We start from the raw sequence: 13,212 nt of genomic DNA, 5'->3' as shown, positions 1-13,212 counted from the left end.
CGCTCAGTTGCCCAGCTTGACCAGGTCGGGGGCAGCTTGCCCAAGAAATTTCGGATTGACGCCCGTTTCGAAGCTGACCGGCTGTGCTTTCGTCTTGGCCAGGAAGTCAGCGACTTCCTTGAAGCCGGCGCGCTCATAGTCGGTCAGCGCCAGGGCGAATTCATTGTAGTTGAGCAGGTCGCGCACCGTGTCGCGCGGCGCACGGGTGTTCTTGGCGATGAGGGCTGCCGCTTCGTCCTTGTTGGTTGCGATGAACTGGCTGGCCGCGTTCAGCGCGCGCAGCGTTGAAACTGTCAGTTCCGGATGCTTTTCGGTGAACTCGGTCTGCGCGGCAATGTAGGCGCTGCTGTTGCGCTTGGCTGCCGCATCGTCGGTCAGCACGTAGTGGTTGCCGCCGTCGGTCGATTTCTGCGTGCCGTCGGCCCAGACGAAGGCCGCGTCGATGCGGCCGGAGCGGAGCGAAGCGACGATCTCGAGCAGGCTGGTGAAGCCGACGATCTCGACCTTGTCCTCGGCTATACCGTTTTCCTCGAGATATTTCATGGTGATCAGGTGCTGGGCGGTGCCGGTGGCAATGCCGATCTTCTTGCCGACAAGGTCCTTGGCGTCCTTGATGTCGTTGCTGACCACCAGCTTGTGGAAGCCGGGCTTGGAATGGAAGATGCCGGCAAGCACCGTCAGCTTGCCGCCCTGGATGCGCGAGACGATCGGGAAGTCGAGCCCGACCGCCATGTCGGCACGGCCGATCAGCAGCGCATCGATGGCCTCGACACCGGTGGCGAAGGTGGTGATCTGGGCGTCGATGCCTTCCTTTTCGAAGAAGCCCTTTTCCTTGGCGACCCAGATCTGGGAGCCGGTCGTATAGGCGTCGACGCCGAAGCGTACCGGCTCGAGGGTCTGTGCCCCGGCCAGTTGCGCCGAGAAGAGCATGAGGCCCGATGCGAGACTCAGGACAATTTTGGTGAAGCGGGTCATTTCGGTTCGTCCTCCGGCGAAAGGGCTGAGCTGCCCTGAAAATGAACGGGTGCGAGGGCCATCATCTGATGGCTGGCGAGAAGTTGCGGCACCATCCAGGAGCGCGAGGCCAGCGGCACGCTGCCATTGCCCGAGTGCACGAGCGCCGTACTCCAGAGAAGCGCGTCGCCCTCGCTGACTTCGAGCAGCTCGGCGACGTCGGCCGTGGCGTTGATCGCCGACGTGCGGGTCGAGAGTGATGCGCCATCGATGACGGTGAACGGAGCGATAGCGGCGAGCGCGTCGTGTTCCGTGCTCTGGTTGAAGGCGCCCGGCGGTACGCTGCGCGCGAGAAAGTGGTCGACGAGAATGCAGGGCTGATTGTTGGCGAGGAACAGCCAGCGCAAACGATGGGTTGGCTTCTCGGCTGCCAGGCCCAGGATGACGGCGATCTCTTTTGGCGCGATGACCTGGTCGCGCTGGATCTCGCGGAACGATGCCTTCATTCCGGCATTTTCGATCAGGTTCCAGAAGCCTGCGGAGCCGGTCAAGGCGTTGAGGATCGGCGGGTTGGCGATGAAGGTGCCGACGCCATGCTTGTTCTTGAGCAGCCCCTTGGCCATCAGGTCGGCATAGGCCTCGCGCAGCGAATTGCGGCTGAGGCCGAGCATCCGGGAAATGTCGATTTCCGCCGGCAAACGGTCGCCGGCGACCAGCTTCTGCTGGCGAATATACTGCATGACGCGTTCGGCGGCAGTTCCCGACATCGCTCTCTCCTCCAAGAGGTAGGACGTCCTACCTTTACGCAGGATCATGAAAGAGTCAAACTCGGTCGATCCATTTTTCGACAGGAACGCGCCATGACGTGTTGTTCTCCGGGCCGATCACAGAACGACCATGTCACCAGGCCGGTGGCGGCGCCCGCATTGCTCGATGCCGGCAGCCAGCCTGAAATGGCGCTGATACCGGCTGGGCGCTGGCTTCTGGGGGAGGATCGTTCGATCGCCAATCCTGAGGACGGCGAAGGTCCGGTGCGCCCGGTCGAACTTCCGGCGTTCCTGCTCGACAAGACCGCGGTGACCAATCAGGCCTTCGCGTCATTTGTCGGTGCCACCGGCTACGTGACGGAGGCCGAACGCCTGGGCTGGTCTTTCGTCTTTTTGGCCCAGCTCCATCCTGAGGCAGTGATCGCAATGGACGCCGATGCGCGCGCGCCGGACTGGTGGGCTCCGGTTCGCGACGCCTGCTGGCGCAAGCCTGATGGCAGAGGTTCCACCTGGCGTGACCGGCACGACCATCCGGTTGTCCATGTCTCATGGAACGATGCCGTCGCTTTCGCGAGCTTCGCCGGCAAGCGATTGCCGACCGAAGCCGAATGGGAAGCAGCAGCACGTGGCGGGCTGCAGCGGGCGCTCTATGCCTGGGGCGACGAGCTGCACCCCGACGGCCGTCATATGTGCAACATCTGGCAAGGGCGCTTTCCGCTCAGCAACACCGCCGAAGACGGCTATCTCGCAACCGCGCCGGCGCGCAGCTTTCCGCCCAATGGCTTCGGCCTCTACAACATGCTCGGCAATGTCTGGGAATGGACCGCGTCGCCCTGGTCAGACGAGCCGAGCGGATTGATGGCCATGCGTGGCGGCTCTTACCTGTGCCATGCAAGTTACTGCAACCGCTACCGGGTTGCGGCCCGGACCGGCAACCATCATGGCGCCACCTCGAGCCATCTCGGTTTTCGCTGCGCCGGCGACCTCGCAGGTGAGCTGCCGACCATGCCCGTTCTGCATGGGGGTCCATAACCACATGGAATGAGTTCGCAGAAGCATGTTATGGTGTGGACCCGCTGCATGCGGTCTATCCTCATCGCAATTAGGTCGTTGGGCTTGTCTGATTGGAGGATATAGATGGTCAGCCGACGTTCATTTCTGGCAGCAGCCAGCATCATGTCGCTCGCCTCGCTGGGGCTTGGAGGCGTGGTTCCCGCTTATGCGCAGCAGAAGCAGGTCAAACTGCAACTCGCCTGGCTCTACAACGGAGCCGCCGCTGGCGAAATCGTCGCCTTGAAGAAGGGGTTTTTCGCTGAAAAGGGCCTTGAGGTCGAGATCCTTCCCGGCGGACCGAATTCCAATACGGTGCAGGAAACGCTCTCCGGGGTAGCGCAGATCGCCACCGCCTACGCGCCCGAGATCATGTATGCCGCGAACCAGGGGCTGCCGATCAAGACCTTCGGCGCGGCGTTTCAGAAGGCGCCGCTGACCTTCTATTCGCTTGGCGAAGCCAACATCAAGTCGATTGCCGACTGGAAGGGCAAGCGCATCGGTGCCGGTCAGGGCGCCACCGCCCAGGTCAAGGCCGTGCTCGACCATAATGGCCTGAAGTTCGAGGACATCACCTTCATCCAGGCCCAGATTCCCGGCCTTCTGCAGGATCAGGTCGACGTCGTTGCCTCCTGGCCGACCAATGTCGCCCAGAACCAGCCGATCCTGCAGCATCCCAGCGGCTACAACACACAGAGCATCTGGGACAACGGGCTGCAGTTCCAGTCCAACTACTACATCGCCCGCACCGACCTGATCGGCTCCGACAGCGACATGCTGGTGAAGTTCCTCGAGGCCTGCGACAAGGGCTGGGCCTATGCCGCCGACCATCCCGAAGAAGCGATCGACATGGTTGCCTCGATGTCGAGCGCGATTGAAAAGGACAAGGAACTCGCCTCGCTCAAGGTGATCGTGGCCGACTTCGTCTACACCGACGAAACGCGCGAGCACGGTTTTGCCAATATCAGCAAGGACCGTTGGGACGCGACGCTGCAGACCTACGCCAAAATCGGCGAGATCAAATCCGAGCTGTCTGCGGACGACGTCTTCGACGGCAGCATCCTCGCAGCAGCACAGAGGACGAAGCGGTGAACATGATGGCGACAATGGCTCCTTCCGGGGCCGCCCACTCCGGCGACATCGGTGTCTCCTCGGCGCGCAACGCCATCGAGATCGACAACGTCGCGGTGACGTTTGGCGGCAGTTCGCGGGCGGTGCGCGCCATCGACAACGTCTCGCTGACGGTGCGCGAAGGCGAGTTCGTCTCCCTGATCGGGCATTCCGGCTGCGGCAAATCCACCTTGCTGCGCACCATCGCCGACATTATCGCGCCGACCGAGGGCAAGATCGCCATTTTCGGCGGAACGCCCTCGGCAGCACGTGCCGCGCGCACATTCTCCATGGTCTTCCAGCAATCGGTGCTGATGCCATGGGCCAAGGTGATCGACAATGTCCGCCTCCCTTTCGAGGTCGGCGGGGCCAATCCCAAGGCTGGCAATTTCATGGACCCGCATGAGGCGCTCAAGCTGGTCGAGCTCGAAGGTTTCGAGGACTCACTGCCGTCGGAACTGTCGGGTGGCATGCGCCAGCGTGTGTCGATCGCCCGTGCCCTGGTCACCCGACCGAAGGTCCTGCTCATGGACGAGCCTTTCGGCGCGCTCGATGAGCTTGTGCGCGACACGCTGAATGTCGAGCTGTTGCGGATCTGGAAACAGAGCGGGATGACGATCGTTTTCGTCACCCACTCGCTGCACGAGGCCGTGTTCCTGTCGCAGCGCGTCGTCGTGATGAGCCGAAGGCCCTCGAGGATCGGCGGGATTCTCGAAATCGACCTTCCTGAAGAGCGCGACCTTGCCCTGAAGGATGCCCCGGAACTGGGCCGTCACGTCGCCAGGCTGCGCGACATGCTGGGAGCTGGATAAGCCATGAGCGTTGATCGTTCCATCGAAACCGCCGCGCCTTTGCCGCGCATCTGGAGCATCCTCCCAAGCCCCGAAGTGATGCGTACGCTCGGCATGGCAGTGCTTGGTCTCTCGCTCACCTTGGTCCTGTGGCAGCTCATCGTCACCCTCTTCGGCGTGCCGTCCTATCTGGTGCCTGCGCCGACCGACGTTGCCGGCGCGCTTTCCCGGGATCTGCCGCTGCTTCTGGACGCAGCCGTTCCGACAATCACCGAAGCCTTCCTGGGCTTTCTGCTGGGCAACACCATAGCGCTGCTGGTGGCGGTGTCCTTCGTCTACAACAAGGTCGTCGAGGAGATGTTCTATCCCGTCGCGATCCTGATCAAGACGATCCCGATCGTGGCGATTGCACCGGTGCTCAAGATCATCCTCGGCAACGGCATCGAGCCCAAGATCGTGATCGCGGCGCTGATCTGCTTCTTCCCGACGCTGGTCAATTCGGTCCGCGGTTTCCGCTCGGTCAATCCGCAGCTGCTCGAACTGATGCATGTCCTGTCCGCTTCCAAGACCGAGGTCTTCCTGCGGATCCGCATCTACAGCGCGCTGCCCTACATCTTCTCGGCGCTCAAGATTTCGGTGACGATGTGCGTGCTCGGCGCGATCGTCGGCGAATGGATCGGCTCCAACCAGGGCATCGGCTATCTCCTGCTGCAGAGCATGTTCGACTTCAACGCGCCGCGGCTGTTCGCGACGATCCTGACGGCGTCGGTCATCGCAATCACCGGCTTTGCGATCGTCTCGATGCTCGAGAAGTGGATCATCCGCTGGGATCCCGGCGCGGCAATGTAGTCTCCACAGACCCGGCCTGCCCCAGGGCCGGCCGGGTTCCGATCGATGCGGCATGGTCGGTGAGCGAGATGCGGCATCTCCGGTTTATCCGAAATCCGAGGCGCCCCAATGTCCAACGACCCTGTTTCAGGCCGTATCGGCCGCACCTATCACGAGTCAGACAGCTGGTTTGAAACCAGGCCCAGGCCGGCGCCGGGCAGCCCCAACGTCATCTATGTCATTCTCGACGATGTCGGTTTCGCCGACCTGGGCTGCTTCGGTTCGGAGATCCGCACGCCCAATTTCGACCGGCTTGCCCAGGCGGGGTTGCGCTACAGCAACTTCCACACCACCACCATGTGCTCGCCGACGCGGGCCAGCCTGCTGACCGGGCGCAACCATCACGCCGTCGGCATGCGCTGCCTGGCCAATTTCGATTTCGGCTACCGCAATGGCCGCGGCTCGATCTCGCATCGGGCAGCGACGGTCGCGGAAATGCTCGGCAGTGCCGGCTACGCCAACTTCGCCGTCGGCAAGTGGCATGTCGCGCAGACCGACGAGATCACCGCCGTCGGACCGTTCGACCAGTGGCCGCTCGGCCGTGGCTTCCATCGCTTCTACGGTTTCATGAATGGCAGCACCGATCAGTATCATCCCGAGCTCGTCGAGGACAATCACCCGGTCGCCCAGCCGAAGTCCCCCGAAGACGGCTACCACCTGACCGCCGATCTGGTGGACAAGGCGATGGCGATGCTCGGTGCCCATGTCTCGCTGGCACCGGAGACGCCGTTTTTCCTGAACCTGGCCTTTTCATCAGGCCATTTTCCCCATCAGGTGCCCCGGGCCTATATGGACCGCTATGACGGCGTCTGGGACTGCGGCTGGGACGTCATCAGGCAGCGGCGGCTCGAACGCCAGAAGGCGATGGGCCTGGTGCCTGAAACGACCGAACTGCCGCCCGACGCCCCCGGCGTCGAGAACTGGGACCTGCTCTCTGCCGACCGGAAGAAGGTCGCCGTCAGGTTGCAGCAGGCCTATGCCGGCTTCCTCGAATACACCGACGAGCAGCTGGGCCGGCTGCTCGATCTCCTCGAGACGACAGGCAAGCTGGACGACACGCTGATCGTCGTCATCTCCGACAATGGCGCATCGATCGACTGCGGCCCGGAGGGCACGACCAACGTGCTCAGGCGCTTCAACCAGATCCCGGAATCATTCGAACGCAACCTGGCCGAAATCGACGAGATCGGCGGCCCCAGGAGCAACAGCAACTACTCCTGGGGCTGGGCCCAGGCCAGCAACACGCCGCTGCGCCTGTTCAAGTCCTTCACCCATGGCGGCGGCGTGCGCGACCCGATGATCGTGTCGTGGCCGAGGCGCATCGCCGACAAGGGCAGCATCCGTCATCAGTTCCATCACGTCGTCGACATCACGCCGACGGTGCTCGAGGTCTGTGGCGTCACCGCCCCCGACGTCTACCGGGGCGTCGCCCAGATGCCGGTGCATGGCACCAGTTTTGCCTACACATTCGACGCGCCTGACGCAGATACGCGCAAGGACGCGCAATATTTCGAGATGTTCGGCCACCGCGGCATCTGGCACAAGGGCTGGAAGGCCGTCACCAAGCACCGGCGCGGCGACGACTTCGAGCTCGACGACTGGGAGCTCTACAAGCTCGACGAGGATTTCAACGAGACCCGCGATCTGGCCAGGGAGAACCCGGCAAAGCTCCGCGAGATGACGGAACGCTGGTGGGCGGAAGCCGGCCGGTACGACGTCATGCCTCTCGACGACCGCGAGGTGCGTTTCCGCGCCAAGGCGAAGCCCGACTCCATCCGTTCGCGCAGCCGCTACGTCTTTTATCCGCAGCTCGAATCCATCCCGTCGTCAGCGGCGCCGCTGACCCAGGACACCTCGCATCGGATCACCGCCGAGGTGACGATCGATCAACGTTCGGAAGGCACGCTTGTCAGCTATGGCAACAATTGCAGCGGCTACGTGCTCTCCCTCAAGGACGGCAGGCTGAACTACAGCTACAACCACGTCGGCGAGATCATGCGTCTGGCATCCGCGCCGCTGACCGCATTCGGCTCGATTTCCCTCGGCTTCGAGTACCGCAAGACCGGTCTGCTCAAGGGCATCGGTGCCCTTTTCGTCAACGGCGAGCTGCAAGCCGGCGAGCGCGAGCACCAGACCCTGTTGCGCATATCGCTGGCACCGATGTTCATCGGCCGAAGCGGTTTGCCGCCGGTCTGCGACGGCATCTCCGGTGAATTCCGCTTTACCGGCAAATTGCACCGGCTGGTGATCGAACTTGGCGATGACCGCGAGATCGTGCCGCCCAGCGGCGAAATCGACTGACGCCTGACAGAGTGTTTCCGATTTATTCGCTGAACGCTCTATCTTCTTGTTTTTGCGCAATTCCCTTGGGGAAGCCGCTGTACGGTCTTACTGGAATTGCACCAGGGCGCCGCCTATTCGGCGGCGCTCTGCGGGGTGCGCAAGCCCCTGTTTTCGAACACCTCGACCATCGCCTTCATCAGTCCGCTATGGGCGGGCAGACGGTCCATTCCCTCCCGGAACACGAAGCCCAGATCGTACTGGAAGATCTCCTTGTCGGTCTTGAGCACCTTCAATCCGTGTCCGATCGGGCTGCTGGCCACCATCGTCGACTCGAAGAACAGATAGTCGCCCGAGCGCGCCAGCTCGGCGCAGGTGAAGATCGAGCTGGTTTCGAGCAGGTAGCGGGCAGGCGGAGCCCCCCGGTCCTTCAGCCAGTCGGACAGCATCTTCAGCACGTCCCTGTTCAGGTTGAACGAGACGAACGGGTATTTGACCAGCTCCATCGGGTCGACCGGTCCCTCTACCTTGGCGAGAGGATGATGCTCGGCGCACATGATGCCGATCTGCGCCTTGGCGACGCGGCGCGACGTGAAGCCAGGCAGCCTGCTCTTTGCAATCACCGCGCCGGCGAAGATGTCGACCCGGCCAAGCCGCAGATCCTCGATCAGCTGGTCGACGGGTCCCGTCTGCACCGAAAGCCGATGCCTGGGAAAACGCCGGTGAAAGCGTGAGGCGGCCGGCGGCAGGATCGTCGACGACCAGATCGGGCCCGCCGCCACCCTGATGGTGGCATCCTGCTCGGACAGAAGGTTGCGTATTTCCTGCACCGCATGCTCGTATTCGAGCCCGATGATCTGGGCCCGGTTGAAGAAGGCCTGACCGGTCGGCGTCAGGTCCGCGCCGCCGGAATGACGCTCGAACAGGCGCGTGCCGAGCATCTCCTCCAGCCGCTTGATGTTCTTGGAGAGCGCCGGCTGGGAAATGCGCAGCCGCTTTGCGGCCTTTGATATTCCCTTGTCCTCGGCGACCGTGACGAAGTGCTTGAGCAGCGTCAGATTGGGGACTTCGAACGACATCGCGGGCGCCTGACTCATAACCTATTGGAATTGCCTTCAAGCCTAAATGTATTGGCTCCGGACAGGGCTTTGTCAAATAATCCTGTTGTCGCCGGGAGTTGAAAATCCGGGCATCACCAGGAAATGCCTCGATGTCGTGTTGTTCACCCGTCCGGGAAAGCGAGCTGCAACCGGCGCCTTCATATGCCGCCACGCCAGCGCCTCGTCGCGCAGACATCTCCGGCATGGCCGCTGTCCCCGCCGGCATCTGGCGCATCGGCCATGACGGCTCCGAAGCCTATCCCGAGGATCGCGAGGGTCCCCGGCGGATGGTCGCGAGCCCGGGCTTTCTGATCGACAGGACGACGGTGACCAACAGCGCTTTCGCCCGCTTCGTTGAGGCGACCGGTTATGCCACTGAGGCGGAACGGATCGGCTGGTCCTTCGTCTTTTACGCCCAGCTTCATCCCCGTGCCGAAAAGGACGTGCTTTCGCTGCAGACCGGATCGCGGGAATGGTGGTTGCCGGTGCGCGGGGCAAACTGGTCGAAGCCCGACGGCGCCGGTACCGATTGGCGCGACCGCGACGACCATCCGGTCGTGCACATTTCCTGGAACGACGCCGTGGCCTACGCACTCTGGAGCGGCAAGCGGCTGCCGACTGAGAGCGAATGGGAGATCGCTGCCAGAGGCGGGCTTGAAGACAAGATCTATCCCTGGGGCAACGAGCTGCTGGAGCAGGGCAGGCACCGCTGCAACATCTGGCAGGGGCGCTTTCCCCGGGAGAATACGGCCGCGGACGGCTTCCTCTCGACAGCGCCTGCCGATGCCTTCGAGCCAAATGGCTACGGCCTGTTCAACATGGTGGGCAATGTCTGGGAATGGACGTCGGACAGCTGGTCGCAGAGCCAGCCTCGACTGAAGGCCATGCGCGGCGGCTCCTATCTCTGCCACCGCAGCCACTGCAATCGTTATCGCGTCTCGGCGCGCACCTCCAACTCCGTCGACGCAGCCTCGAGCCACCTTGGCTTTCGATGCACGGCCGACCTGCCGGCGCCATCAGCCGGATCTTTCTGATTTCGAGGAACTGCAATGAAACATGACAAGTTTCCGGGCCATGTCGGCCGCACCGTCGCGGAGTCGACGCCCTGGTGGCCGACGAGCCGCAACCACAAGCAACAGAAACCCAATATCGTCGTTGTCGTCCTGGACGACACCGGCTGGGCTGACTTTGGCTGCTTCGGTTCGGAAATTGCGACCCCGACAATCGACCGGCTGGCTGCGCGCGGGCTGCGCTACACCAATTTCCACGTCACGCCGCTCTGCTCGCCGACGCGCACCTGTCTGCTGACCGGACGCAACCACCATGCCGTCGGCATGCGTTTTCTGTCCGACACCGACACCGGCTTCCCGAATTCGCGCGGCTGCATCGACCGCGACGTGGCGCTGCTGCCGGCCATGCTGCGCGAGCAGGGTTATGGCAGCTATCTGGTCGGCAAGTGGCACCTGACGCCGTCGCATGAGATTTCGCCGGCTGGACCCTATCACAACTGGCCGCTCGGCCGGGGCTTCGACCGGTTCTATGGCTTCCTTCCCGGATGCACCGATCAGATGACGCCCGAGCTGTGCGAGGACAACCACCAGGTCGACCGCGAATTTCCCCAGGATTACCACCTCACCGAGGATCTGGTCGACCGGGCGATTTCTTATGTCCGCGACCACACCGTCTTCCGCGACGAGGAGCCGTTTTTCCTGCAGCTGGCCTTCGGCGCAACCCATGCACCGTTCCAGGCGCCGCGCTCCTTCATCGAACCCTATGTCGATGTCTTCGCCAAGGGCTGGGACGTGACGCGGGAGGACCGCTTGCTGCGCCAGAAGGCGCTTGGCATCGCACCTGAAGAGACCGAACTCGCGCCGCGCAACGAAGAGGTTTCGGCCTGGAACACGCTCTCCGACGAGCAGAAACTGCTCTACACGCATCTTCAGGCGGCCTATGCCGGTTTCCTCGAGCACACCGACCTGCATCTCGGCCGCCTGGTCGATGAGCTGGCAAGACTTGACGAACTCGACAACACGCTGATCATCGTGCTCTCCGACAACGGCGCCAGCCGCGAAGGCGGCAAGGATGGCGCAGTCGACACCAACGCGCCTTATAGCGGCCTGCCGCAGAGCGTCGACGAACAGCTCAAGCGCCTCGACCATATAGGCACCCGTCACGGCGGCGCACACTATCCGCAAGGCTGGGCCATGGCGGGCAACACGCCCTTCCGCCGCTACAAGCAGCATGTCGATCTTGGCGGCGTGCGCTCGCCGATGGTGGTGTCGTGGCCCGGCGGCATCGCCTCGACAGGCGAAGTCAGGACGCAGTTCTCCCATGTCATCGACCTCGCGCCGACAATCATGTCGCTGGCGGGTCTCGACCATCCGTTGCCCTGTGACGGCCGCAGCATCGCATCGACCTTTGATGCTGCCGATGCACCGGCGCCGCGGGCCACGCAATATTGGGAGAACCTCGGTCATCGCGCGATTTGGCATGAAGGTTGGCGGGCGGTCACCGAGCATCGCCAGGGCGATGCCTATGAGGACGACAATTGGCGGCTCTACGACACCGAGGGCGATTTTTCGGAATCGCAGGATTGTGCCGGGCAGGAGCCGGACCTGCTCAAGGAAATGATCGGCCGCTGGTGGCAGGAAGCTGAGGCCAACAACGTGCTGCCGCTAGATGACCGTACGCTGGTGCAATTGCTGCGCGCGCGGCCGCCCATTGGGTTGATGTCACGCGACAGGTTGGTCTTCCGCCCGGGCCAGAGCCATGTGCCGATCAGCAGCATGATCGCGGGTTCGGAACGATCCATGGTCGTCACTGCATCGTTTCGCGATCGCGCCGCCGGCGAAGATGGCGTGCTGGTCTCGAGTGGCGACGCGCAAGGCGGCTACGTGCTTTATGTCATGGACGGGCGCCTGAGCTTCGAACATGTGCAACTCGGCCACCGTGTCGTCTGCGTCGCCGATGCCGTGCTGCCCTCGGGAACATGCGAGGCCGGATTTGCTCTCCACAACCGAAACGGCCATTCTGCCGAAATCGTCTTGCTGCACGGCCGCCGGAGGGTAGGGTCGGCACGTATTCCGGTGACCGCCGCACATCTGTCGTTCTGGGGGATCGATGTCGGCACAGATGCGGCGGACAGGGTCTCCAGCGCCTATCCCGCCGACTTCGCTTACCCCAAGCGGTCGTTTGAGACCTTGACCATAGACTTCCTCGACCAGCCGCTGATCGAGGACGTAGCTGAAGCAATGGAAAGCACTGAGTGATGGCACATCTCGTCGAAGTTCTGATCGATGTCGATACCGGCGTCGATGACGCGCTGGCGCTGTCATTTGCGGCACTCCACCCTGATATCAACCTGCGGGCAGTGACCTGCGTTGCCGGCAACGCCTCGCTCGACAACGTCTACCGCAACACCCGTACCGTCCTTTCCATTGCCGGCGCAGGACACGTCCCCGTCGCCCGCGGTGCCTCGCGTCCGCTGATCGCCGCCCCGCGCGACGCCGCCCATGTCCACGGCCATAACGGTCTCGCCGGGCTTGAGCTCGACGTCCCGGAGGAGGGCGGCAGCGACATCCATGCCGTCGAGCTCATGCGCCAACAGATACTGGCCAGCCCGACACCGCCGACACTGATCGCGCTGGCACCGCTCACCAATGTGGCGCTCCTGGTGCGCATGTATCCTGAGGTGGCGGCCCGGCTCGAGCGGATCGTCTTCATGGGCGGCAGCGCCAGCATAGGCAATGCAACGCCGGTCGCCGAATTCAACAGCTGGGCCGACCCGGAAGCGGCGGCGATCGTCGTCGACAGCGGCATCCCGACTGTCATGTACGGGCTCGACGTCTTCTACAGCGCGGCCGTGTCGGAGGATGATGTCGCGGCACTCGAAAGGTCGAGCCGGCCGGTGGCGCAGTTGTGCGCCAAGCTGTTCCGGCACATGGCGGTCAAGGATTCCGACCAGAAACGCATCCCTGCCGGTACCATCGCAGCCCTGGGCGATGCCGGCACGGTCTGCGCCGTTGTCGACCCCGCCGGCCTGACGACGCACAGGTTTCCGGTCAGCGTCTGCACGGATGGATCGCGGTCGCGCGGCCAGACGATCGTCGACCGTCGTTCCCATCGCGGCGAATCCGAGCTGAGTGGCGCAAGCCTGGGGCAACCTGTCGATGTCGCGCTTGCGGTCGATGGCGCCCGTCTTGCGCAGCTGTTCCGCCGCACGATCCTGGGCAGCTCTGGACGCTGACGGTGCAGATAGTCGGCGCAATCCCC

General features: G+C 63.3%; 11 protein-coding genes. 8 read left to right on the top strand and 3 right to left on the bottom strand.

Going from position 1 to position 13,212, the window contains the following annotated elements; genetic code table 11:
* Nucleotides 1-3: 3 nt before the first annotated feature.
* Together DY201_RS18915 and DY201_RS18910 are read right to left on the bottom strand one after the other, a co-directional pair.
* Nucleotides 4-975 carry an ABC transporter substrate-binding protein gene (locus tag DY201_RS18915; RefSeq protein ID WP_115732523.1) on the bottom strand — a complete coding sequence of 324 codons (972 nt, stop codon included), beginning with the start codon at nt 973-975 and terminating at the stop codon, nt 4-6.
* Nucleotides 972-1,721 carry a GntR family transcriptional regulator gene (locus tag DY201_RS18910; protein WP_165915767.1) on the bottom strand — a complete coding sequence of 250 codons (750 nt, stop codon included), beginning with the start codon at nt 1,719-1,721 and terminating at the stop codon, nt 972-974. The genes DY201_RS18915 and DY201_RS18910 overlap by 4 nt, the downstream gene beginning before the upstream one ends.
* A 93-nt stretch (nt 1,722-1,814) precedes the next feature.
* Here DY201_RS18910 and DY201_RS18905 point away from each other — a divergent pair, with 93 nt between their 5' ends.
* The 5 genes from DY201_RS18905 to DY201_RS18885 all read left to right on the top strand — a co-directional run bounded on the left by DY201_RS18905 (nt 1,815) and on the right by DY201_RS18885 (nt 7,861).
* Nucleotides 1,815-2,753, top strand: a complete 939-nt coding sequence (locus DY201_RS18905; protein ID WP_245432039.1) for a formylglycine-generating enzyme family protein — start codon at nt 1,815-1,817, stop codon at nt 2,751-2,753.
* A gap of 105 nt (nt 2,754-2,858) precedes the next feature.
* Nucleotides 2,859-3,863 carry an ABC transporter substrate-binding protein gene (locus DY201_RS18900; RefSeq protein ID WP_115732521.1) on the top strand — a complete coding sequence of 335 codons (1,005 nt, stop codon included), beginning with the start codon at nt 2,859-2,861 and terminating at the stop codon, nt 3,861-3,863.
* A 14-nt stretch (nt 3,864-3,877) separates the two neighbouring features.
* The gene (locus tag DY201_RS18895; RefSeq protein WP_245432038.1) at nt 3,878-4,693 is read left to right on the top strand and encodes an ABC transporter ATP-binding protein; all 816 of its coding nucleotides are present in this window, start codon (nt 3,878-3,880) and stop codon (nt 4,691-4,693) included.
* Nucleotides 4,694-4,696: 3 nt separating this feature from the next.
* A complete protein-coding gene (locus DY201_RS18890) occupies nt 4,697-5,521 on the top strand; it encodes an ABC transporter permease (protein WP_115732519.1) in 825 nt (274 codons plus the stop codon).
* Nucleotides 5,522-5,629: 108 nt separating this feature from the next.
* Complete coding sequence (locus DY201_RS18885) at nt 5,630-7,861, top strand: arylsulfatase (protein ID WP_115732518.1); 2,232 nt, start codon at nt 5,630-5,632, stop codon at nt 7,859-7,861.
* Nucleotides 7,862-7,974: 113 nt separating this feature from the next.
* On the opposite strand, the gene DY201_RS18880 is transcribed toward DY201_RS18885, so the two are convergent.
* A complete protein-coding gene (locus DY201_RS18880) occupies nt 7,975-8,919 on the bottom strand; it encodes a LysR family transcriptional regulator (protein ID WP_165915766.1) in 945 nt (314 codons plus the stop codon).
* A 224-nt stretch (nt 8,920-9,143) separates the two neighbouring features.
* On the opposite strand from DY201_RS18880, the gene DY201_RS18875 reads away from it, so the two are divergent.
* The 3 genes from DY201_RS18875 to DY201_RS18865 are packed head-to-tail and all read left to right on the top strand — an operon-like array spanning nt 9,144 to nt 13,186.
* Nucleotides 9,144-9,974 (top strand): formylglycine-generating enzyme family protein, encoded by an 831-nt coding sequence (locus tag DY201_RS18875; RefSeq protein ID WP_115732516.1) that lies wholly within the window; start codon nt 9,144-9,146, stop codon nt 9,972-9,974.
* Between the two features lie 15 nt (nt 9,975-9,989).
* Nucleotides 9,990-12,209: an arylsulfatase gene (locus DY201_RS18870; RefSeq protein WP_115732515.1), complete on the top strand. Its 2,220-nt coding sequence runs from the start codon at nt 9,990-9,992 to the stop codon at nt 12,207-12,209.
* The gene (locus DY201_RS18865) at nt 12,209-13,186 is read left to right on the top strand and encodes a nucleoside hydrolase (RefSeq protein ID WP_115732514.1); all 978 of its coding nucleotides are present in this window, start codon (nt 12,209-12,211) and stop codon (nt 13,184-13,186) included. Before DY201_RS18870 ends, DY201_RS18865 begins: the two co-directional genes overlap by 1 nt.
* The last annotated feature ends 26 nt before the right edge of the window (nt 13,187-13,212 follow it).

The sequence above is a fragment of the Aminobacter aminovorans genome, from assembly GCF_900445235.1.
GTDB lineage: Bacteria > Pseudomonadota > Alphaproteobacteria > Rhizobiales > Rhizobiaceae > Aminobacter > Aminobacter aminovorans.
The sequence above is the reverse complement of the archived record's forward strand: the minus strand, read 5'-3'. Positions and strand labels throughout refer to the sequence as shown.